This window comes from Halorubrum cibi (assembly GCF_900182635.1).
GTDB lineage: Archaea > Halobacteriota > Halobacteria > Halobacteriales > Haloferacaceae > Halorubrum > Halorubrum cibi.
In genome coordinates, this window is the sequence record NZ_FXTD01000008.1 from 104,773 (window position 1) to 124,601 (window position 19,829).

Here is a 19,829-nt window from a genome sequence, read left to right on the forward strand (position 1 = left end):
CTTGCGACACCTCAGAACTCCTTGGCGCGATCGATCCACTTGACGGCGCGTTTCTCGCCGATGTTCGCGCCCTCGGCCACGTCGGCGGGATCGGCGGCCGCGAGGTCCTCGACGGTCTCGATCCCGACACCACCGAGCCGCTCGCCGTACGCCGGGCCGATCCCCTTGATCCGGTCGACGGGCTCGCCGTCGACGCCGTCCTCGTCCGACCCGTCCGCGTCGTCGCCGTCTGACTCCGTGCTCGCGTCGGCGTCGTCTTCCTCGTCTCCCTCGGTCTCCTCGTCTTCCCCGTCCTCGACCACCTCCTCGTCTGCGGGTTCCGACGCGTCGACCTCGTCTTCGTCGGCTTCGTCGGCCTCGCCTCCGTCCGCTTCGTCCTCGGCGGACTCGTCTCCGTCGGGCTCGTCGTCCTTTCCGGGCTCCTCCTCGCCCATGACGCCGTCCGCGGAGTCGACGTCGCTTCCGTCAGCACCTTCGCTCCCGTCGGCACCTTCGCTTCCGTCGTCCGTCTCTCCGTCGCCGGCGTCCCGTTCGACGGTCACCGTCGTCTCCCCGCTCTCGCCGTCGGACGAGTCGCTCCCGAACCCGAGCTTCTCCTTGATCTTCTTCAGCAGGGCCATTGCCGTCCGATACACGCGCCCGATATTTAAAGGCCCGCGACGGATCCGCTCGCGGAAGCCTCGGGTGCCGGTCTCGCCGCGGTTAAGTCGTCGCGGGCACACGATCTGCCATGTCGATCCTCGATGCGGTCATGTGGTCCGTACACGTCGGGTTCGCGGTGCTCTGGACGGGAAGCGTGCTGTTCGTCGCGCTCGCGGTGGTCCCGCCGGCGACCCGCGGCGACGTCGGAAGCGACGCGCTCGCCGCGGTGGTCGGCCGGCTCCGGTGGATATCGCGGATCGCGGCGCTCGCGTTCCTCGCCACCGGCGGACACATGGCCGGGACGCTGTACACCGTCGAGTCGCTCACCGGCACCGGCCGGGGCCACCTCGTGCTCACGATGCTCGCCCTCTGGTTCGTGATCACCGGACTCGTCGAGGTCGCGAGCGGGAAGCTCCTCGACGGGCTCGAGACCGGAAAGCTGCGCGAGCCCGCCCGCGACGCGAAGCCGTTCTTCTACGCCGCCGCCGGGCTCTCGGTCGGGCTGGTCCTCACGGCCGGGCTGCTGGCGAGCCCCTCCGTGTTATAAGACGATCCGCGCGGTCACTCCAGTCGCTCGCGCAGCGCCGCGTTCATCTCCTCGACCGGCGCGTCCTCGCCGGTCCAGCGCTCGAACGCCTCGACGCCCTGGAAAAGCAACATCCACGCGCCCTCGATAGTCGTCGCGCCTGCCGCCGCGGCCTCGCGGAGGAGTCGGGTCTCCGTCGGCGTGTAGACCGCATCGAGGACGGCCAGGTCGGCGTGGAGCAGGTCGGCCGGCACCGGCGTCGCGTTCTCCTCCATGCCGACGCTCGTGGCGTTCACGAGCACGTCGGCGGCGGGTACCCGTTCGTCGAGCCCGGCGAGTCCCCCGCCGGTCGCGCCGGGCACCTCCGCGGCGAGATCGGTCGCCCGCTCCGTCGTGCGGTTGGCCACGTGGACGCTCGCACCGGCGTCGGAGAGCGCGAACGCCGCCGCCCGGCCCGCGCCGCCCGCGCCGACGACGACCGCGTCGCTCCCGTCGAGGGACACGCCGTGGCGCTCGAACGACCGGGTCACGCCCGCCGCGTCCGTGTTGTAGCCGCGGGGCGTTCCGCCCTCCCCTCCGTCCTCGTCGGGATCCGGGAAGACGACCGTGTTCACCGCGCCGATCCGCTCTGCGAGCGGGTCGGGGTCGACGGCGGCGAGCACGTCGCGTTTGAACGGGATGGTGACGTTGAGCCCGGCCACGCCCAGCGCGGCCGCGCCCTCGACCGCCCGGACGGCGTCGTCCGGGTCCGGCTCGAAGGTGACGTAGCGCGCGTCGATGCCGAGCGCCTCGTAGCCCGCCTCGTGCATCGGCGGCGACAGCGAGTGGCCGACCGGGTTGCCGATCAGTCCGTAGACGTCCATACCGTCCGGGCGACCCGGACGAACAAAAACCCGACTCACTCGCTTTCGGTCCCGCGATCCGCGTCGGGGTCCACGTCGGCGTCCGCGTCGATGACCTCCTCCAACGTCTCCGTCCCCACGTCGCTCGCGAGCTTGACGCCGACGAGCGAGACGACGACGCCGGCGACGATGAACGCCGCGAGCCGCTGGGCGGGCGCGACGGCGAAGCCGGCGACGACCGTCGGCTCGAGGAGGGACTCCTGTTCGAGGAAGTAGCCGGCGAACCCTCGTACGACGAGCGCGACCGCGACGATCACGAACGGGAGGTTGAGGTACGGCGTCCGGATCCCCTCGTCGCGGATCAGCTCGTCGAGCAGGCGACCGACCGCCGCGGTCACCCCCGCGACCGCGAGCCACGGGACGGCCGCGTAGGTGAACTCCATCGCCTGGACCGTCAAGAGCGCGTCCCCGAGATCCGTCGCCGCCAGTACGCCGAAGAAGCCCCCGACGAGCGAGAGCCCGCCGGCGACGACGTACGTCACGACCGACACCTGCCCGGCGTACAGCGCCTCCCGCACCCGCTCCGGCATCCCCGCGACCAGCCGGTCGATCCCCAGCCCCTTGTAGAGGAGCGCCGCGCCGAGCAGCCCGGCGACGCCGGCGACCGCGGCCGGAGCGGAGAACTGGACGAACAACACGGGCAACAACAGCAGCGCGATCCCGATCGGGACGAGCACGGTCGAGCGGAGTTGTTCGTCGGCGAGGAACTGCTTCAACAGGTAGTAGGTCGACTCGATGTCTCGAGCCTGACGGACCACGACGCGGTCGACGCCGTCGACGGGCATCCGCGACTCGACGATCGGGAGGACGCGCTCGTCCTCCGCGGAGTCGACGACGACGATGGCGGCGCTCGGGTCGTAGCGATCGGCGAGGTCGTCGAGCTGGGCGGCGATCGACCGGTCGGCGCCGACCGGGCTCTCGCTCTCGGCCGAGACGACGGCCACAACCGCCTCCTCGCGCTCGTCGCGGAGGTCGCGAGCGACCCGGAGCGCCTCGAGCAGACAGTTGACGCTGGCGTCCTCGGGGTCGGCGAGCCCCGCGTCGGTGACGAGCGAGCGAACGGCCTCCCAGCCGGCGACCGGCATCGGCACGTTCGTGGCCCGACCGATCGTTCCCGAGCGGTCCACGCAGATCACCAGCGTCGTCACGGGTGAGTCCACACCCCGACGGAGTAAAAACCCTCTCCGTCCCGCCACGCGGTCGACAGGCACAAACCTCCTCCCGTCCGACCCCGGCCATGATCGACATCGACGGGGGCGACGGCGGAGGCGGCGTCCTCCGAAACGCCCTCGGGCTCTCCATCGCGACCGGCGAGGCGGTCCGCATCGACGACCTCCGTGGGGATCGCCCCGAACCGGGGCTCAAACCACAGCACGTCGCGTGTCTCGAGGCCGCGAGCCTCGTCGCCGACGGCGACGCGACCGGTGTCGAACTCGGGAGCGAGCGGGTGACCTTCGAGCCCGGAGTCCTGGCGGACGACGAAGCGATCCCGAGGGACCCGTGCGCGGGCGATGAAACCGCGGCCGAACCGACCGTCGACGTCGGGACCGCGGGCAGCGCGACGCTCGTCGCCTCGACCGTCCTCCCCGCGGCGCTCGTCGCGGAGGGAACCGTCCGGTTACGGGTCATCGGCGGAACCGACGTGGCCTGGTCCCCGCCGCTCGAGTACTTCGCCGGCGTGACGCTCCCGGTGCTTCGCGCCCACGGACTCGCCGTCGGACTCGACGCCCTCCGTCGCGGGTTCCACCCGGCCGGCGGCGGCGAGATCCGGTTGACGCTCGGTCCGTCGACGCCGGAGCCGCTCGACCTCGCGGAACCCCGCGGAATCGACCGTGTCGACGCGGCTGCGGTCGCCTCCGCGGACCTGCTCGAGGCCGACGTGGCGGACCGGATGGTTCGGGAGGCGGGGGATCGACTCACGGGGGACGGCGTAGCCGTCGGCTCCCGGTCCGCACGGTACGTCGAGGCGGACTCGACCGGAGCGGCGGTCGTGCTCCGCGTCCTCGCCGGCGGTGAAGACGACGGGGATCGGTCCTCGAATCCGGTTCCAGTCGCCGGATTCTCCGCGCTCGGCGAAGCGGGCGTCCCGTCCGAGGCAGTCGCTCGCGAGGCGGTCGACGGTCTCCGCGAGTGGCGAAGGGGACCGATCGCCGTCGACGCCCACCTCGCGGACCAGCTCGTTCCGTGGCTCGCGCTCGTCGGTGGGGCGGTTCGGATACCTGCGATAACCGATCACGTCGCGAGCGCGGTCGCGGTCGCTCGCGCGTTCGGGTCGGAGGTCGAGGTCGACCGGGACGTCGTGGCCGGCAACGGGGCGGTCCTTCGCGGCTCGGGTCGGCTCGATCCGGGTCGGTAACGGCTCGGTCGACGCCGCCGATCTATCGGAGCTCGATATCGACGTCGCGGCCGTCGCCGGAGAGGACGCTGGCGACGCCGTTGCCGGCGGCGAACGCGACGCGCTCCGCGCCGATCCCGAGCCGTTCGGCGAGCCCGCGCTCGGGCGTGAACTCCCGGACCTCCACGTCGGCGTCGATCGCCTCCGCGATCCGGTCTTCCACCGCCGACTCGACGCCGAGCTCGTCGACGAGGCCGATGTCGAGCGCGTCGGGGCCGAGGTAGACGCGCGCCTCCGTCTCGCGGATCGCCTCCGGGTCCATCTCTCTCCCCTCGCTCACCGTCTCGACGAACTGCTCGTAGTAGCCGTCGATGAGCGACTGGAGGTACTCGCGTTCGTCCTCCTCGATCTCCCGTAACGGAACGCCGGCGTCCTTGTACTCGCCGGCGGTGAACTGCTCGTAGGAGATCCCGAGCTTGTCGGCCAGCCCGGCCGCGTTCGGGCGCGAACCGACGACGCCGATCGACCCCACGAGGCTGCCCTCGCGGGCCCACAGCTCGTCACAGCCGCTCGCGATCCAGTAGCCGCCGGAGGCGCACAGATCCGTCGCGTACGCGAGCGTCGGTCCGTCGAAGTCGGCGACTGCCCGTCGGATGTCGTCGCTGGGGACGACCTCCCCGCCCGGCGTGTTGAGCTCGACGAGCAGCGCCTCGACGTCCTCGTCGTTGTCGGCCGCCTCCACCTGCTCGACGACCTCGTCGGCGGTCGTGCCGCCGGGTCCCGAGAGCGGCGAGGGGCGACCCTTGTCCCGCTTTATCGGTCCCGACACCGACACCTTCGCGACGTTGTACTCCTCCGTGTCGCCGAACCGGCCGCGGGTGAGCCGGCCGACGAGCCGCTTGCCCGCCACCGCGCCGACCGCGCCCACCGCGGCGGCCGCGAGGAGTTCCGATCCGGTCGAACGCGCGTCGCTGTCCATGTCCACCGGTTGGGGACGGGCGCGTTTCACGTTGTTGGCTGCGTTTTCGATCCGACCTCGGTATCCGCCCGAATTCGCTCCGACATCGACCTCGGATTCGTCCCCTCTCGTCCCCTCTCGTCGGCGCGCGCTCGTGAGCGCCCGGAGGGCGCGAACGAATCGCGCGAGGTCGCCGGCGGCTCCGCCGCCGGCTGCCAGAGAATCTCCGATTCTCGCTGGAGTCAGTCGCCTCTGGCGACTGACGAGGCTGGGGAGGCGTGAGGTGCGGGGCTGTGCGGTGTGGGGTGGAGAGAGGTCACCGCGCCAGCAACGACGTACAACGATCGACTCCGACGAGACGCGCCGCTCGCGTACATCGCTCCACGTCCACCCTCGCGAAAAAGACCGAAAACCGCAGTAGAGAACCGGGCCGGACTTACAGAAGCCCCGTCTTCTGGAGCTTCATCAGGTCCTCGGTGTCGAGGGTCTCGCCCTCCTTGAACTTCTGGTAGATCTCCTCGGCCTCCTCCTTCTCCTCCTCGCGCTTCTCGGCGCGCTCGTCCTTCCGCTCTTCCTCCTCCTTCTTGTCGAGCTCGCGCAGGCGCTTCTGAACGCGGACGAAGTCCTCGTGGTGGCGGTCCGCCGCCTCCTGGGCCTCGACGAAGAGCTCGTGCATCTCGTCGGCCTCGTCGCGGATGTCGTCGGCCTCGCGGTAGGCCTCGATCATCTGGTTGTGGTGCTCCTGGGCCTTGTCCGCGAGCTCCGTCACCTTCTGGTGGTGCTTCGACGCCTCCGAGCGGACCTCCTCGGCCTCCTCGACGAGGTCGTCGAGCTCGCTGGTGTCGTCGACCTTCTCCTTCTTCTCAGCGAGCTTCTCACGCTTGTCGTCGATCTTCTCGATGAGTTCGCGCTCGTCCTCCGCGTCGAGGACCTCCGTCTGCTGGCGGAACTCGAGCTCCTCGATCTCCTCTTTGAGCTCCTCGATGGACTTGCCGGAGCCGAGCTCCATGTCCCCTTTGAGCTCCTCGACCTCGTCGAACAGTTCGTTCGCCTCCGCGTTGAGCTCGTTGCGCTTGTCCTTGTGCTCCTGGACCTGCTCGTTGAGCTCGTCGCGCTTCTCGCGGTGCTGTTGGGCCTCGTCGACCTTCTCCCGGGTCTCGGCGTTGAGGTCGTCGCGGTTCGACGCCCGCTCGGAGGCCATCTGGTTCAGCTCGTTGCGTCGGTCGCGCAGCTGACCGGCGCGCTTGATGAGCTGACCCTTGGAGCCGTTCTCCAGGTCGTCTTCAGAAAGGTCCACGTTGTCCGCCTCGTTCATCGCCTCGATGTCGTACTGTTCGATGACTTCTTCTTTCGTTACCATTTTTTGATCACTCCATCACCGCTCCGGATGTGGCGGCCGCTCGCCGTCGTGCGTGGGGCCGTTGATAAGAACTCCCGTTCATTTCAGCGTGCGATCCTACCAGCGCCGGAGGCGTTCTGGTACCTCAACGTACCGCAGGCCGACATATAAATACTTCGGTGAAATCGTGTGAAAGTCGGTAGCACGGGGCGTGTACCGCCCGATCTTGGCAACACCTCACGTGCGTCGTGCGAGTCGTTGACGGGTGCGAGTTGAGCAGAGTTGAGGGCGAATCGATCCGTTTACGAGCGATCCTCCACGTCGTACGAGAGCACGACCCCGTCGTCGAGGCGCTCGATTCCGGTCAGATCCAGTCGCGGGAACTCCTCGAGAAAGCCCTCGCCGTCGGCCAGCGTCGGCGCGTCGCGCCCCCCCACGACGAGCGACCCGACGTACACCTGTAGCTCGTCGACGACCCCGGCCGCGAAACACGAGTAGATCACCTCGCCGCCGCCCTCGACCATCAGCCGGTCGACGCCCGCCTCGGCCAGCGCGCCCGTGCCCTCGACGAGGTCGACGCGCTCCTCGCCGGCGACGATCACCTCCGCGCCGGCGTCGGACAGTTCCTCGCAGCGTTCGGGGGTCGCCGCGGCCGACACGAGCAGGTAGGTGGTCGCCGCGTCGTCGAGGATCCGGGCGTCCGTCGGCGTTCGGCCCGTGGAGTCGACGACGACGCGGGCGGGGTCGCCCGGCCGGCCGTTCCGGAGCCGCTCGACGCGACGCGCCTCCTCGTCGAGCGTCAGGTGCGGGTCGTCGGCGAGGACGGTCCCGACGCCGACCAACACCGCGTCGGCGGCCGCCCGGATTCGGTCCACCCGGTCGAAGTCCTCCTCACCCGAGATCCGGAGCTGCTCCCGGCGGCGCGTCGAGAGCTTCCCGTCGACGCTCTGGGCCGCGTTGACGACGACGTACATACGCGTGGGTCGTCCGGAGGTCGAATGGTCGTTTCGGTCCCGTACGTCTACCGCTCGGTTCGATACGTCCCTCATCGAGCGGTAGTAGGTCCTGAAGTCCCAGCCACTCGATGGTACGATCCGGGATCTCGGAGTGCGATGAACACCACCAAAGCCCCAGCCTCGCGGACTCGCGCGGCTTGTTGCGCGCTTCGGTCACTCGCGCTGCTCGTTCCCTCAGTGCTTACTGCGCCGTGCTTCGCCCTCGAGACTGCCCCTTTGAGCCCCACCCCGTACCACACAGCACCGCACCTCACGCCTCCCCAGCCTCGCGGTTCGCGACTCGCGGCTTCGCCGCTCGTTATCGAGGTGCTCGCTTCGCTCACACCTCGCCCCGCTCACCGCGTCCCTCGCGGGCTGCTCGCGCCCTTCGGGCACTCGCAGGCGCGCCACGGTTTCCCGAGGGGTGTGATCGCCGCGAGCACCGGATGAACGCCCGTCGTCGTCGGCGGTTCCTTCCCTTTCGAACCGCGTCGATGTCGCATCTCGTTCAGGTCGACACCGTTTTCTCGACGGTCGCCGACGCTTCGAGCGTGTCCGATCCGACCGCACACCACGTCGGGATCACCGTCTCCGACCTCGACCGCGCCGTCGACTTCTACGCCGAGGTCTTCGGCCTCGACGTCGTCGCCGAGTTCTCCGTCGGCGGGGAGGCGTTCGCCGACGCCGTCGACGCCGCCGGCGCGTCCGCCTCGTTCGCGCACCTCGCGGCCGACGGGATCCGTCTCGAACTCGTCGAGTACGACCCCGAGGGCGAGCCGATGCCGGAGCGCTCGCTCGACCGACCGGGCGCGACCCATCTCGGGCTCGCCGTCGACGACGTGGCGGCCTTCCACGACGGCCTCGCGGACGACGTGGAGACGCTGAGCGAGCCGCGCACGACCGAGAGCGGGACGACGATCCTGTTCGTCAGGGATCCCGACGGGAACCTGATCGAGGTCCTCGACGCCTGAGGCGGTCGATCGATTCTCGTCCCGATCAGTTCTCGCCCGCCTCGCGCATCACGAGAAGCGACAGCGGCAGGCTCGCGGCGACGAGGCCGTACACCCCGCCGAGGATCGGCTCGACGCCGAGTTCGGGGGCGAGCAGGTAGCCGGCGGTAAAGCCGATCGGGTCGCAGACGACCGCGAGGACGACGATCTGTCGCTCGAAGGGCTGCGTCTCGAACCAGCGTGGAAGCAGGGACATGAAGCGGGAGACGGTTCTCCGCGGTCGGAGAAAAATCGTTCGAGAGGTCGGTCGGTGATCGGGCGTCCTTACAGCACCTTCGTGCCGGGCTCCGCGTCCTCGTGGGTGGTGAGGAGGTCGGCCTGCTCGCCGGCGGCGAGCACCATTCCGTTCGACTCCACGCCGAACAGCTCCGCCTTCTCCATGTTGGCGAGGACGACCACCTTCGTCCCCGGGAGGTCCTCGACCGCGTGGAGTCCCTTGAGTCCCGCGACGATGGTTCGCGTCTCGACGCCGAGGTCGACGCGGAGTTTCAAGAGGTCGTCGGCCCCCTCGATCTCCTCGGCGTCCTCGATCCGCCCGACGCGGACGTCGAGGTCCCGGAACTGTTCGAAGCTGATGCGGTCGTCGCTGATGGGGTCGATGTCGGTCATGTCTGCGTCCTCGGTGTCGTCGTCTTGGTCATCACTCGATTCGTCCGCGTCCTCGCCGTCCCCGTCGCCGGCCTCCGCCTCGGCGACGCGCGACTCAAGCTTCGCGTTCAGCTCCTCGACGCGGTCGTCCTCGACCTTCTCGAAGAGCTCGGTCGGCTCGGAGAGGTCGCCCTCGGGCTCCTCGCTCGCGGCCGCGACGGTCACGTCGTGGACGGAGCCGTCCTCGCCGAGCTGGTCCCACAGCCGCTCGCACTTCTCGGGGGCGATCGGCTCGAAGAGCACCGCGATCGCCTTCGCGATCGCGACGCAGTCGTGGATGACCTGCGCGGCCTCCTCGGGGTCGTCGTCGACGAGCTTCCACGGCTCGTTGTGCTGGATGTACTCGTTGCCGAAGCGCGCGAGGTCGGTGACGGCGTCGCCGAGTGCCCGCACCGAGTACTCGTTGACGGCGGCCTCCACGTCGGCGACCGCCTCCTCGATCCGCGCACCCACCTCGTCGCTCGTCGCGTCCGCGATCGGCGCGTCCTCGTAGTTCCGGTGCGCGAAGAGCAGCGATCGGTAGAGGAAGTTGCCGACGGTCCCCACCAGTTCGGTGTTCACGCGGTCGCGGAACTTCTCCCAGGAGAAGTCGACGTCCTGCTGGAACCCGCCGTTGGTCGCGAGGTAGTAGCGGAGCGGGTCGGGGTGAAAGCCCTCCTCGAGGTACTCGTCGGCCCAGACCGCGCGGTCGCGGCTGGTGGAAAAGCCCTTGCCGCCGAGGGTGACGAACCCGCTCGCCATTACCGCGCGCGGCTCGGCGTGGCCCGTCGCCTCCAGCATGGCGGGCCAGAAGATCGTGTGGTGCTGGATGATGTCGCGGCCGATCACGTGGACGATCTCGCCGCCCTCGGGGTGCTCGTCGCTCGCGCCCTCCTTCCAGGCGGCCTCCCAGTCGAAGACGTCCGCGCCGACGCGCTCCGTGTACTGCTTCGTCGAGGAGACGTACTCGATGGGGGCGTCGACCCAGACGTACAGCACGAGGTCCTGCGGGTTCTCGCCCGGATACTCGATCCCCCAGTCCATGTCGCGGGTGATACACCAGTCCTGAAGCCCCTGTTCGATCCACTCGCGGGGCTGGTTCCGGGCGTTCGAGGTGCCCTCCAGGCGGTCGAGGAACTCGGAGAGGTAGTCGGCGAACGCGGAGACCTCGAAGAACTGGTGGGTGCGCTCGCGGTACTCGGCGGGATTTCCCGAGATGGTCGAGACGGGGTCCTCGACCTCGCCGGGCTCGAGGTGGCGCTGGCAGCCCTCGTCGCACTCGTCGCCGCGGGCGTGCGCGCCGCAGTACGGGCAGGTGCCCTCGACATAGCGGTCCGGGAGGAACTGGTCGTCGACGGGGTCGTACGCGACCATGATCTCCTTTTCGTACAGGTGGCCGGCCTCCTCGAGGTCGCGGACGAGGTCCTGGGTTATCTCGGTGTTCGTCTCGTCGTGGGTGTGGCCGTAGTTGTCGAACTCGACGTTGAACTTCGGGAACGTCTCGGCGTACCGCTCGTGCCAGTCGAGCGCGAACTGCTCGGGGGAGACCCCCTCCTTCTCGGCGTTAACCGCGACGGGCGTCCCGTGCATGTCGGAGCCCGAGACGAACGCGGTCTCCTGGCCGAGCCGCTTGAGCGCGCGGGCGTAGACGTCGCCGCCGACGTAGGTCCGGAGGTGGCCGATGTGGAGGTCGCCGTTGGCGTACGGCAGTCCACAGGTCACCACCGCCGGGTGTTCCGTGGGGAAGTCGTCGTGGCTCATTGTGTGTCTCGTGTGTCGTGGATACGCGCCAAAAGCCCGCTGGTTTCCGGGTGCGGACCCGTCGCTTACGACGACCTGCGGACCGCCGCTTACAACAGCCTGCGGACGACCCGCGCCGCCTCGGGCGCGGTCGGCGCGAGGACGTACACGATCGGCTCGACGCCGACCGCGCCGGTCTGATAGAGGACGAGGGCGTCGGCGTTCTCCGGGAGGTCTGCCTCCCGAACCGCTTCCGCGACCGCCTCCTGCGTCTCCCGTTCCGCGTCGAACTCGACGATCGGGTGCGACTCGGCGAGCGTCGCGACGAGGTCGGAGTCGTACCGGACGTTGACCGCCCCGCGGGCCGGTGACCCCGCCTCACGGGCGGCGAGAAGCACGGTCGCGACGTGTTCGCTCACGCCGAACTCGGGCTCACCCGGCACCATCGCCCGGCCCTTCACGTCGACGAGCCGGCCGGGAACGGCCGCCACGTCGTCGACCGTCGCCGCGTCGGCGAGACACTCGGCGACGTTCGCGCCGACGTTCGGAATGAGTCCGGCGAACCCGGAGGCGTTCGTCAGGGTCCGGAGTCCGCGGCGGACCGACGCGAGGACGGCCTCGCGCTCGCGGAGCCCGCTGTCGGGGTCGTGGACCGAGAAGTCCACGTCGGCCGCCTCGAGCGCCGGCATCGCCTCCTCGTGGAGCTCCGCGAGGAGGTCGCCCTCCTCCAGCCGGCGGATCAGCACCTCGATCTCGACGAGTGCCGCCACGGGCGAGAGGTCGCCCTCGGCGAGCCCCTCGCCGACGCGCTCCACGAGGTCGCGCACGCGCTCGTCCGCGACGATCCGGTCGTGGCGGGCCACGTCGCCGTGGGCGTATTTCGAGACGGCCGACTGCGAGATGCCGAGCGCGTCGGCGACCTCCCGCTGGGTGAACCCGCGATCGCGGAGGTCCTCGGCGAGCATCGAGCGCACGGTCGGCAGGAACTCGTCGACGACGACCTCCTCGATGAACTTCATGCCGATCCTCCGGCGTCGCTCGGGCCGTCTCCCTCGTCCTCCCCCGAAAACTCCGGATCCGAGCCGATCCGGGACGCCTGCGGGCCGTCCTGGTCCTGGTACTTCGAGCCGCGCTCGCTTCCGTACGGGCGGTCAGCCGGCGACTTCAGCTCCGTGAACGTGAGCTGTGAGACGCGCATCCCCGGCGAGAGCGCGACCGGCGCGGTCCCGAGGTTCGAGAGCTCGAGGGTGATCTGGCCCTTGTAGCCGGGGTCACACAGTCCCGCCGTCGCGTGGACCACGATCGCGAGCCGACCGAGCGAGGACCGGCCCTCGACGTGCGCGACGAGGTCGTCCGGGATCTCGACGCGTTCGGTCGTCGTCCCGAGCACGAAATCGCCGGGGTGGAGGATGAACTCCTCGCCTTCGGGGACCGTGGTCTCCGTGACGTACTCGCCGACCTCGTCGGCCTCGGTCGGGTGGATACAGGGGATGTTGGTGCGCTGGAACTCCAGGAATCGCTCGCCGAGCCGGAGGTCGACGCTCGCCGGCTGGACCTGCTGGTCGACGTCCGCGAGCGGCTCGACCACGAGGTCCCCGGCCGCGAGGCGGTCGAGGATGTCCGCGTCCGACAGGATCATGCCGGGAGAGGGGAGGGGCGCGACCTAAAGGCTCCCGGAAGCCGTCGCAAATCGTCGTCGGGAACCGCCGTCGGGAACGCCCGGCCGACTCCTCACTCCTCGTGGGGCTGAACCACGACGAACCCCTCGGAGCCGGTGAACTCCATCTGAACGGACTCGCCGGAAGTCTGCCCGAACTCGAACGTCTTGTTGATCGACACCGACGGCGAGAGGTCGCTGCTCCACGCGACCGTCGCGTCGGGGTCGGTGAAGACCGGCGGCTCCAACACGACGGGGTCGCCGTGCGTCGAGATCGCGACCTGTCCCGGTCCGGTGAGGTAGACGTTCGTCAGCCCGCCGGCGGCCGCCTCCGAGACGCTGCCGATCGTGTTGATCTCGTAGTCGACGGAGGACTCGAAGGCGAGCACGTCGGTGCCGCTGACGGAGATCGATTCGCCGTCGTCGAGGTCGAGTGTCCGCACCTTCTTGCTCTGTTCGGCGACGTAGAGGTAGCCGTTCCCCTCCGCCTCCATCACCGGCGTTCCCTCGCTGCTCACCGCGTCCTTGAGGAAGCCGGTGACGCCGCCCTCGGCGGAGGCCTTGCCCGTGAACGTCACGTCGCCGGTGTACGCCACCATCGAGCCGGCCTTCACCGTCACGGTCCCGTCGAGCGGGATACCGAGCAGCCGGTTGTTCTCCTTTCGAAACTCGTCGCCGTCGTGTTCTGGCGCGCTCGTGCGCGCGAACTCGTCCAGATCCATGGGAACCAAGCGTCGCGGGGACGACGCGGTCGAACTCGTCGACTGCGGTCAAAAAGTCCTGACGATTCGACCGCCCGAGAGAACAGAGCTATACCCGCGGCGGGGCTCACGGTCGATATGAAACAGGCGATCGTCGCCCGTCGGGACCTCGGCATGGGCGAGGGAAAACTCGCGGCGCAGGTCGCACACGCGTCGCTGTCGGCCTACGAGGACACGGGCCGTCGAAGCCGCAAGAAGTGGAAGGGCTCCGGCCAGAAGAAGGTCGTTCTCGGGGCCGACTCCGAGAGCCAACTGTTCGAACTCGCGGACAAGGCGGACACGGAGGGGATCCCCTACGCGGTCATCCGCGACGCCGGCCACACCGAACTGGAGCCGGGGACCGTCACCGCGCTCGCGGTCGGGCCCGCGAGCGACGACCTCGTCGACCGCGTCACGGGCGACCTCCCGCTCTACTGAATGGCCGACTCATCTCCGGACGACCCCTCCCCCCACACCCTCCGCGAGGCCCACCCCGTCGAGCGCGCGGTCGGCATCGAGCACTTCCTCAGCGACGCGGACGGGATCGGCGGGCGGCTCCGCGAGCGGCCCGAGGACTTCCGAGTCACCGAACTGGAGGCGTTCGAGCCGGACCCGCTCGACGCCGACCGTGGCGGGTACCCCGAGCTCGTCGTCCGCGCCACGCTCCGGAACTGGGACACGAACGACTTCGCGCGCCGGATCTCGGACGCGTTGGGGATCAGCCGCGAGCGCGTCTCCTGGGCCGGCACGAAGGACAAACGCGCCGTGACGACCCAGCTGTTCACGCTGCGCGAGGTCGACCCCGAGGATCTCCCCGAGATCCGCGGCGTCGACGTCGAGCCGATCGGGCGGGCGGGCCGCCGGCTCTCCTTCGGCGACCTCGCCGGCAACGCCTTCGAGATCCGCGTCGCCGACGCGGTCCCGGATGCCGAGGAACGCGTTGCCGCCGTGGCCCGCGACCTCCGGGTGTTCGCTGGCGCGGACCCGGACGACTCGGACGCCCCCGTCGCGGTCCCCAACTACTTCGGCCAGCAGCGGTTCGGGAGCGTCCGCCCGGTCACCCACCGCGTCGGGCTCGCGGTCGTGCGCGGCGACTTCCGGGAGGCGGTCCGGCTGTACGCCGGCAACCCATCCGCGGCCGAGCCGGACGACACGCGCGCCGGGCGCGATCGGGTCGACGACGCGTTCGGGGTCGCCGGCGAGGGGAAGGGAGACGACGCTTCCGGCGGCGGAGACGAGGGCCGGGTCGCCGACGGCACCGGCGACGGCGACTGGGAGGCGTGTCTCGACGCGATGCCGCGGAAGCTCCGGTTCGAGCGCGGGATGCTCTCCCGGCTCGCCGAGCACGACGTCGACCCGGCCGCGCCGCCCGCGGACGACGACTGGCGGCGCGCGCTCGAGGCGGTGCCCTCGAACCTCCAGCGGCTCTTCGTCAACGCGGCCCAGTCCGTCCTCTTCAACCGAATCTTGAGCGAGCGGCTCCGCCGCGGGCTCCCCTTCGACCGTCCCGTCGCCGGCGACGTGGCGTGTTTCGCCGACCGCGACGCCCCCGACGAACTGTACGCGCCCGACCCCGACCGCGAACAGCGAGTGACCGAGGAGCGGGTGGACGTCATGGCGCGCCACTGCGCCCGCGGGCGGGCGTTCGTCACCGCGCCGCTCATCGGCACCGAGACCGAACTCGCCGACGGCGAACCGGGCGAGATCGAGCGGACGGTCCTCGCGGACGCCGGGATCGAGCCAGCCGACTTCGACCTCCCCGGCGAGTTCGACTCGAGCGGCACCCGGCGGGCGATCCAGGTCCGGACGGATCTCGAGGTGACGGTCGAGGAGGGCGACCCCACCTTCGCGTTCGCGCTCCCGAGCGGGTCGTACGCGACCGTCCTCCTCCGGGAGTTCACGAAGGTCGACCCGCTGGAGCGGTAGCGGTTCGAGTTCCGAATCGCGGCGTGATGATCCAAACACATGGATCGTTTGCGCGGACGGTGGTCGAGAACCGGCACGACCCTGCGGTCCGTTCCGAGTCGTTTTTGTGCCGTCCCCGCGGATCGCGTCCATGACACGGATCGTCGTTCTCGACCTCCACGGCCAGTTCACCCACCTAGAGCGGCGCGCGCTCCGGGACATGGGCGTCGACACCGAGATCGTCGACGCCGACACGCCGCCGGCCGAGGTCGACGCGGACGGGGTCGTCCTCTCGGGCGGCCCCGACATGGACCGGATCGGCAAGGCACGGGAGTACATCGACCTCGACGTCCCCGTCTTCGGGATCTGTCTGGGGATGCAGGTGATCGCCGACGAGCGCGGCGGTCGCGTCGGCGGGGGCGACTACGGCGGCTACGCCGACGTCGACGTGGAGATCGTCGACGAGGCGGACCCGCTCGTGGGGTCGCTCGCGCCCGACACCCGCGTGTGGGCCTCCCACGCCGACGAGGTGAAGGAGCTTCCGGAGGGATTCGCCCACACCGCGACCTCGGACGTCTGCGGGATCGAGGCGATGTCGAACGTCGAGGAGGACCTGTACGGCGTCCAGTGGCACCCGGAGGTCGCCCACACTGAGGAGGGCGAGGAGGTCTTCGAGAACTTCGTCGCGATCTGCGAGTCGGAATAGTACGTTTCGGGTGTTCGATTCCGATTCGGTTGGAGTTCGACTCCTTCGATCGGTTCTCAAACGAACCAACCGTTCGCTGAGGAGTGAGCATTGATCGAGATCTGGAGTGGAATCGGATCGGTCGGTGCTACGTGATCACTTCCGTGGAGAACCCCTCCAAAGCCCCAGCCGCGAGGGCTCGCGCACCTCGCTGCGCGCTTCAGTCGCTCGCGTTGCTCGCTCCTTCCAGTGCTTACGTCGGTATGCTTCGCCCTCGCGACCGCCCCTTTTGAGTCCCACCCCGCACAGCACCGCGACCGCACCTCATACCTCCCCAGCCTCGCTGCTCGCTTCGCTCGCAGCATCCCTCGCGTGGGCTCCTCGCGCCCGCTGGGCGCTCGGAGGCACGCGCCACCGCACAAGTCGATCGCTTCGTGTTGACACACTACTGGCGAGGGACACCGGTCTTCGTGCCGGCATCCGAAAGCCGGAGGGACTTTTATTCGCGGGCGAGAACCGCACACCCGTGACCGCGACACAGGGGCGGCTCGCCGGGCTCTCCAAGTTCATCTTCCGCGCGCCGCGCTGGCCGCGAACGCTCGCGTTCGCCGTGCTCTTAGGCGGGCTCACGGGGATCGCCGTCTTCGACTCGGCCTCGACGATGGGGTCGAGGTACCCCGTGTTGCTCGTCGGCCAGGACGCCTGGCAGGGGATCGTCTTCCTCGGCGCGCCGACGGTCGTCGCCGCGCTCACGACCACCACGGTCGACCGCGCGCTCGGCGGGAGCCTCACGTACAACCGATCGGCGCTTTTAGCGCTCCTGTGTGAGCTGTTCGTCGTCGTCGTCCTCGTCGTCGCCGGCGTCTTCGCCGCCGTGTTCGGGCTCTCCCAGCGGTTCGTCTTCGACGCGCTCGTCGTCGCGCTCGCGTCCATCTTCGCCCTCCGACTGCTCGCCGTCCTCGCCGTCTCGCGGGTCTCCGTGCCCGCCGCCAGCGTCCCCGCGCTGGTCCAGACCGCCGTCGCCGCGGTCCTGCTCTTCGTGTACGGCGGGACCGCCCGCCTTCTCATCGACGGGGGCTCCGCCTACGAGGCGTACGTCGTGTTCCTCTCGCGGACCGACCACGGCCCGCCCGTCTTCGACGCGGTGACGCTCGACCACTTCCTGCTTCTGGGCGCGCTCTGTCTGCTGTACGCCGTCGCAGTCTGGGGGTTCCTCGTCGCCGTCGAGCGGCCGTGGCGGCGCGCGCTCGACGTCTCGGTGCTGGATTTCATCCGCGGGTTCATCGGCTACGCCGCCGAGGAGTCACGCGACCTCGAGGAGTTCTTCGAGCGGCTCGGACAGGAGGCGGTCGTCCCCGTCTCGGCGCTGTCGTTCCGGGTGATCGAGGGAGACGACGCCGGTACGGAGGCTGACGACGCGGAGGCTGACGCCGCGAGTGACGATGCGGCGGCTGACGCCGCGAATGACGACCCCGACGGTGTAGCCGCCGACGGCGGGCGGGTCGACCCCGGCCGCCTCGGCGCGGAGAAGGCCCGGTTCGTGCTCCCGATGATCCACCCCGGCCCGCTCGGCGAGATCGGCGGCGGCGACCTCCCGCGTCGGGTCGCGCTCTCGGCCGAGGGGATCGGCTTCCCGCCGCACGCGACCGCCGGCCACGACTTCAACCTCGTCTCCGAGAGCGAGGTCGACTGCGTCATCGACGCCGCCGACCGCGCGCTCGACGGCGCGGCGTTCCGCCGGGAGGGAACGGTCCCGCTCTCGGTCGAGGCGGGCGAGTCCTCGGTGCTGGCCCAGCGGTTCGGCGACGCCGCGCTCGCGGTCTCGACGTTCGCGCCGGGGTCGGCCGACGACGTCGACTTCGCGGTCGGCCAGTCCGCGATGGCGGAGTTGCGATCCGGCGGCGTGGAGGACGTCCTCCTCGTCGACGGTCACAACTGCCACACGGGGCTCTCGGGGGCGGATCTCGGCCACGTCACGCCCGGCTCCGAACGGTCCTACGACCTGTACGAGGCCGCGGGCTCCGCGGGCGAGGCCGCCGCCGCCGCCGAGCGCGGGCGGACGGAGCTCGGCGTCGCCTGGGAGCCGACCGACTGGACGCCCGAGGAGGGGATCGGCCCTCTCGGCGTCCGAGTCGCGGTCACCCGCGTCGCCGGCGTCGAGGCCGCCTACGTGCTGATCGACGGCAACAACATGGTTCCGGGGCTGCGTGAGGACCTGCTCGCGGCCGTCCGCGAGGCGACCGGGATCGACCGCGTCGAGGTCATGACCACCGACAACCACGTCGTCAATCGGACCCGCGCGGACAACCGAGTCGGGTTGGAGATCGACGTCGACCGGCTCGCCGAGACCGTCGCGTCGCTCGCGGTCGGCGCACGCGAGGACCTCGAGCACGTCGCGGTCGCCGGGGGCACCGAGCACGCGACGGTGACCGTCTTCGGCAACGACCGCACCGAGACGCTCGCGACGCAGGCCAACGCCGCGATATCGCTCGGCGCGGCGCTGGCGGCGGCGGTGACGCTCTTCGCCATGTCGGTGAGCGTGCTGCTGTTCTTCCTGACGTGAGCGGCGGGACGGCGCTCCCGCTGAAAGGCAAAAAAGACGAACGGGACGAATCTCGACCCGCTCTCGTTACTCCCCGAACAGCTCGTCGACGGCGTCGCCCGCGGCCTCGGTGGCCGCCTCGGCGACCGCCTCCGGGTCGGAGTCGTCGTCGCCGTCGGGAGCGTTCAGGTAGACGTCGACGTCGAGGACGCCCTTCTCGAAGGTGACCGTGACGTCGAGGTCGGTCACGGCCGACTGGTCGTAGTGTTTGAAGACGACCCCTTCGGCCGCCTCCGCGGCGGTACGAACGACCTCCTCGTCCGTCGGCCCGTCACTCGTCGATTGCTCGCTCGACGCGTCCTCGCTCATCGGTCTCTACGCGCCGCCCGCGCCCGGACCGCCGGGACCCATCGGGCCGCCGCCCGCGCCGCCCTGGAGCATCTGCTGGAGCTCGCCCTGGAGGTCGTCGAACTGCTCCTGGACGCGCTCCTCCTGTTTCTCGAGCTGCTCGGTGCGGACCTCGAGGGAGTCGACCTTGTTCTCGAGGTCGTCGTAGGCGGACTCGTAGTCGGTCTCGACGAGCACCTCGCCGATCTCGCGGTACATGCCGGCGTCCTCGTCGACGTCCTCGAGGGCATCGAGCGCCGTCTTCGACTCGTTGAGCGCGGTCTTCGCCTGCTCCTTCTGTTCTGCGACCTGCTGTGCGGTCTCCTGTAGCTCCTGAAGCTCCTCGATCTTCTCCTGTGCCTCGGGCGGCATGTTCCCTTGCATGGGCGGACCGAGGCGGTCCGGACGGAAAAACCCCCGACTTCTCCGATGAGAACGAGAACCGCCGTGAACCGGCGGAAGACGGGTAGAGTCGAACGAAAACGTCTCTCGCACCGCGTCGTCGATCGGCGTGTCGCTCCCGATTCGCGTGCGCCCCAACCAGTTCGCGTGCGGTGTCGCTACTCGCGTCCGCGGTGCTATCGATCCCGGCTCACGCCCTCGGCGACCGTGACCAGTCGCGACCAGCTGTTGATCCCCGCCCGCAGCGCGACGAGGTCGGTCGCGGTCACGCGGACGCGGACGACGGAACCGTCTCGCTCGACGGTCGCGCTCGATCGCGACTCGTCGAGTTCGCCGACCTCGGGCGCGAGCGCGTCGGCGATGATCCGGGCGCGCCGCTCGTCGGGGTACTCGAAGGAGAGAAGCGTTCCGTGGTCGCAGTCGGTCACGGCGGGGTC

At 70.0% G+C, this 19,829-nt stretch carries 21 protein-coding genes; 7 read left to right on the forward strand and 14 right to left on the reverse strand.

The features are described from left to right. Positions 1-11: 11 nt before the first annotated feature. A complete protein-coding gene (locus FN829_RS11445) occupies positions 12-620 on the reverse strand; it encodes a helix-hairpin-helix domain-containing protein (protein WP_142987108.1) in 609 nt (202 codons plus the stop codon). 110 nt (positions 621-730) lie between these two features. Here FN829_RS11445 and FN829_RS11450 point away from each other — a divergent pair, with 110 nt between their 5' ends. Then, complete coding sequence (locus FN829_RS11450) at positions 731-1,189, forward strand: transporter (protein WP_142987109.1); 459 nt, start codon at positions 731-733, stop codon at positions 1,187-1,189. Positions 1,190-1,203: 14 nt separating this feature from the next. Here FN829_RS11450 and FN829_RS11455 read toward each other — a convergent pair whose 3' ends face one another. Together FN829_RS11455 and FN829_RS11460 are read right to left on the reverse strand one after the other, a co-directional pair. After that, positions 1,204-2,031: a shikimate dehydrogenase gene (locus tag FN829_RS11455; RefSeq protein ID WP_142987110.1), complete on the reverse strand. Its 828-nt coding sequence runs from the start codon at positions 2,029-2,031 to the stop codon at positions 1,204-1,206. A gap of 35 nt (positions 2,032-2,066) precedes the next feature. Then, the gene (locus FN829_RS11460) at positions 2,067-3,218 is read right to left on the reverse strand and encodes a DUF373 family protein (RefSeq protein ID WP_142987111.1); all 1,152 of its coding nucleotides are present in this window, start codon (positions 3,216-3,218) and stop codon (positions 2,067-2,069) included. Between the two features lie 89 nt (positions 3,219-3,307). Here FN829_RS11460 and FN829_RS11465 point away from each other — a divergent pair, with 89 nt between their 5' ends. Further along, positions 3,308-4,426: an RNA 3'-terminal phosphate cyclase gene (locus tag FN829_RS11465; RefSeq protein ID WP_142987112.1), complete on the forward strand. Its 1,119-nt coding sequence runs from the start codon at positions 3,308-3,310 to the stop codon at positions 4,424-4,426. Between the two features lie 22 nt (positions 4,427-4,448). Here the strand turns inward: FN829_RS11465 and sppA are convergent, their stop codons facing one another. The 3 genes from sppA to FN829_RS11480 form a co-directional block, all read right to left on the reverse strand. After that, positions 4,449-5,384: a signal peptide peptidase SppA gene (gene sppA / locus FN829_RS11470; RefSeq protein ID WP_142987113.1), complete on the reverse strand. Its 936-nt coding sequence runs from the start codon at positions 5,382-5,384 to the stop codon at positions 4,449-4,451. 415 nt (positions 5,385-5,799) lie between these two features. After that, the gene (locus FN829_RS11475; protein WP_142987114.1) at positions 5,800-6,723 is read right to left on the reverse strand and encodes a coiled-coil protein; all 924 of its coding nucleotides are present in this window, start codon (positions 6,721-6,723) and stop codon (positions 5,800-5,802) included. Positions 6,724-7,004: 281 nt separating this feature from the next. Further along, entirely contained in the window at positions 7,005-7,676 is a 672-nt protein-coding gene (locus tag FN829_RS11480; RefSeq protein ID WP_142987115.1) for a 2,5-diamino-6-(ribosylamino)-4(3H)-pyrimidinone 5'-phosphate reductase, read from the reverse strand. A 572-nt stretch (positions 7,677-8,248) separates the two neighbouring features. On the opposite strand from FN829_RS11480, the gene FN829_RS11485 reads away from it, so the two are divergent. After that, positions 8,249-8,668: a VOC family protein gene (locus FN829_RS11485; protein WP_142987116.1), complete on the forward strand. Its 420-nt coding sequence runs from the start codon at positions 8,249-8,251 to the stop codon at positions 8,666-8,668. Positions 8,669-8,693: 25 nt separating this feature from the next. Here the strand turns inward: FN829_RS11485 and FN829_RS11490 are convergent, their stop codons facing one another. From FN829_RS11490 to FN829_RS11510, 5 genes are all read right to left on the reverse strand, one after another. Beyond that, a complete protein-coding gene (locus FN829_RS11490; RefSeq protein WP_142987117.1) occupies positions 8,694-8,903 on the reverse strand; it encodes a hypothetical protein in 210 nt (69 codons plus the stop codon). Between the two features lie 68 nt (positions 8,904-8,971). Continuing rightward, the gene (gene metG, locus FN829_RS11495) at positions 8,972-11,095 is read right to left on the reverse strand and encodes a methionine--tRNA ligase (RefSeq protein ID WP_142987118.1); all 2,124 of its coding nucleotides are present in this window, start codon (positions 11,093-11,095) and stop codon (positions 8,972-8,974) included. Between the two features lie 89 nt (positions 11,096-11,184). After that, a complete protein-coding gene (locus FN829_RS11500) occupies positions 11,185-12,093 on the reverse strand; it encodes a thiamine-phosphate synthase family protein (protein WP_142987119.1) in 909 nt (302 codons plus the stop codon). Further along, positions 12,090-12,713, reverse strand: coding sequence for a dCTP deaminase (dcd, locus tag FN829_RS11505; protein WP_142987120.1), 624 nt, complete (start codon positions 12,711-12,713; stop codon positions 12,090-12,092). Before dcd ends, FN829_RS11500 begins: the two co-directional genes overlap by 4 nt. 92 nt (positions 12,714-12,805) lie before the next feature. Beyond that, positions 12,806-13,453, reverse strand: coding sequence for an AIM24 family protein (locus FN829_RS11510; protein WP_142987121.1), 648 nt, complete (start codon positions 13,451-13,453; stop codon positions 12,806-12,808). Positions 13,454-13,570: 117 nt separating this feature from the next. Here FN829_RS11510 and pth2 point away from each other — a divergent pair, with 117 nt between their 5' ends. The 4 genes from pth2 (at position 13,571) to FN829_RS11530 (ending at position 18,624) form a co-directional block, all read left to right on the forward strand. Continuing rightward, the gene (gene pth2, locus FN829_RS11515; RefSeq protein ID WP_122105288.1) at positions 13,571-13,909 is read left to right on the forward strand and encodes a peptidyl-tRNA hydrolase Pth2; all 339 of its coding nucleotides are present in this window, start codon (positions 13,571-13,573) and stop codon (positions 13,907-13,909) included. Continuing rightward, positions 13,910-15,397, forward strand: coding sequence for a tRNA pseudouridine(13) synthase TruD (gene truD, locus FN829_RS11520; RefSeq protein WP_142987122.1), 1,488 nt, complete (start codon positions 13,910-13,912; stop codon positions 15,395-15,397). It abuts the gene before it with no gap. A gap of 130 nt (positions 15,398-15,527) precedes the next feature. Beyond that, the gene (locus tag FN829_RS11525; protein WP_142987123.1) at positions 15,528-16,082 is read left to right on the forward strand and encodes a GMP synthase subunit A; all 555 of its coding nucleotides are present in this window, start codon (positions 15,528-15,530) and stop codon (positions 16,080-16,082) included. Between the two features lie 505 nt (positions 16,083-16,587). Next, the gene (locus tag FN829_RS11530) at positions 16,588-18,624 is read left to right on the forward strand and encodes a DUF2070 family protein (RefSeq protein ID WP_185955748.1); all 2,037 of its coding nucleotides are present in this window, start codon (positions 16,588-16,590) and stop codon (positions 18,622-18,624) included. 66 nt (positions 18,625-18,690) lie between these two features. Here the strand turns inward: FN829_RS11530 and FN829_RS11535 are convergent, their stop codons facing one another. From FN829_RS11535 to FN829_RS11545, 3 genes are all read right to left on the reverse strand, one after another. Continuing rightward, complete coding sequence (locus tag FN829_RS11535; RefSeq protein WP_142987126.1) at positions 18,691-18,972, reverse strand: DUF3194 domain-containing protein; 282 nt, start codon at positions 18,970-18,972, stop codon at positions 18,691-18,693. 6 nt (positions 18,973-18,978) lie between these two features. Continuing rightward, on the reverse strand, positions 18,979-19,362 hold the full coding sequence (locus FN829_RS11540; RefSeq protein ID WP_142987192.1) for a prefoldin subunit beta: 384 nt from the start codon (positions 19,360-19,362) through the stop codon (positions 18,979-18,981). A 206-nt stretch (positions 19,363-19,568) separates the two neighbouring features. Next, complete coding sequence (locus FN829_RS11545) at positions 19,569-19,820, reverse strand: KEOPS complex subunit Pcc1 (RefSeq protein ID WP_142987127.1); 252 nt, start codon at positions 19,818-19,820, stop codon at positions 19,569-19,571. Between the last annotated feature and the right edge of the window lie 9 nt (positions 19,821-19,829).

Excerpts from the sequence above, each read along its gene's own strand:
- FN829_RS11535 (WP_142987126.1), bottom strand. The coding sequence starts at position 18,972 with ATGAGCGAGGACGCGTCGAGCGAGCAATCGACGAGTGACGGGCCGACG.
- sppA (WP_142987113.1), bottom strand. The coding sequence starts at position 5,384 with ATGGACAGCGACGCGCGTTCGACCGGATCGGAACTCCTCGCGGCCGCC.
- FN829_RS11540 (WP_142987192.1), bottom strand. The coding sequence starts at position 19,362 with ATGCCGCCCGAGGCACAGGAGAAGATCGAGGAGCTTCAGGAGCTACAG.
- FN829_RS11490 (WP_142987117.1), bottom strand. The coding sequence starts at position 8,903 with ATGTCCCTGCTTCCACGCTGGTTCGAGACGCAGCCCTTCGAGCGACAG.
- truD (WP_142987122.1), top strand. The coding sequence starts at position 13,910 with ATGGCCGACTCATCTCCGGACGACCCCTCCCCCCACACCCTCCGCGAG.
- FN829_RS11465 (WP_142987112.1), top strand. The coding sequence starts at position 3,308 with ATGATCGACATCGACGGGGGCGACGGCGGAGGCGGCGTCCTCCGAAAC.
- FN829_RS11510 (WP_142987121.1), bottom strand. The coding sequence starts at position 13,453 with ATGGATCTGGACGAGTTCGCGCGCACGAGCGCGCCAGAACACGACGGC.
- FN829_RS11500 (WP_142987119.1), bottom strand. The coding sequence starts at position 12,093 with ATGAAGTTCATCGAGGAGGTCGTCGTCGACGAGTTCCTGCCGACCGTG.
- metG (WP_142987118.1), bottom strand. The coding sequence starts at position 11,095 with ATGAGCCACGACGACTTCCCCACGGAACACCCGGCGGTGGTGACCTGT.
- pth2 (WP_122105288.1), top strand. The coding sequence starts at position 13,571 with ATGAAACAGGCGATCGTCGCCCGTCGGGACCTCGGCATGGGCGAGGGA.
- dcd (WP_142987120.1), bottom strand. The coding sequence starts at position 12,713 with ATGATCCTGTCGGACGCGGACATCCTCGACCGCCTCGCGGCCGGGGAC.
- FN829_RS11480 (WP_142987115.1), bottom strand. The coding sequence starts at position 7,676 with ATGTACGTCGTCGTCAACGCGGCCCAGAGCGTCGACGGGAAGCTCTCG.
- FN829_RS11475 (WP_142987114.1), bottom strand. The coding sequence starts at position 6,723 with ATGGTAACGAAAGAAGAAGTCATCGAACAGTACGACATCGAGGCGATG.
- FN829_RS11525 (WP_142987123.1), top strand. The coding sequence starts at position 15,528 with ATGACACGGATCGTCGTTCTCGACCTCCACGGCCAGTTCACCCACCTA.
- FN829_RS11445 (WP_142987108.1), bottom strand. The coding sequence starts at position 620 with ATGGCCCTGCTGAAGAAGATCAAGGAGAAGCTCGGGTTCGGGAGCGAC.
- FN829_RS11455 (WP_142987110.1), bottom strand. The coding sequence starts at position 2,031 with ATGGACGTCTACGGACTGATCGGCAACCCGGTCGGCCACTCGCTGTCG.
- FN829_RS11450 (WP_142987109.1), top strand. The coding sequence starts at position 731 with ATGTCGATCCTCGATGCGGTCATGTGGTCCGTACACGTCGGGTTCGCG.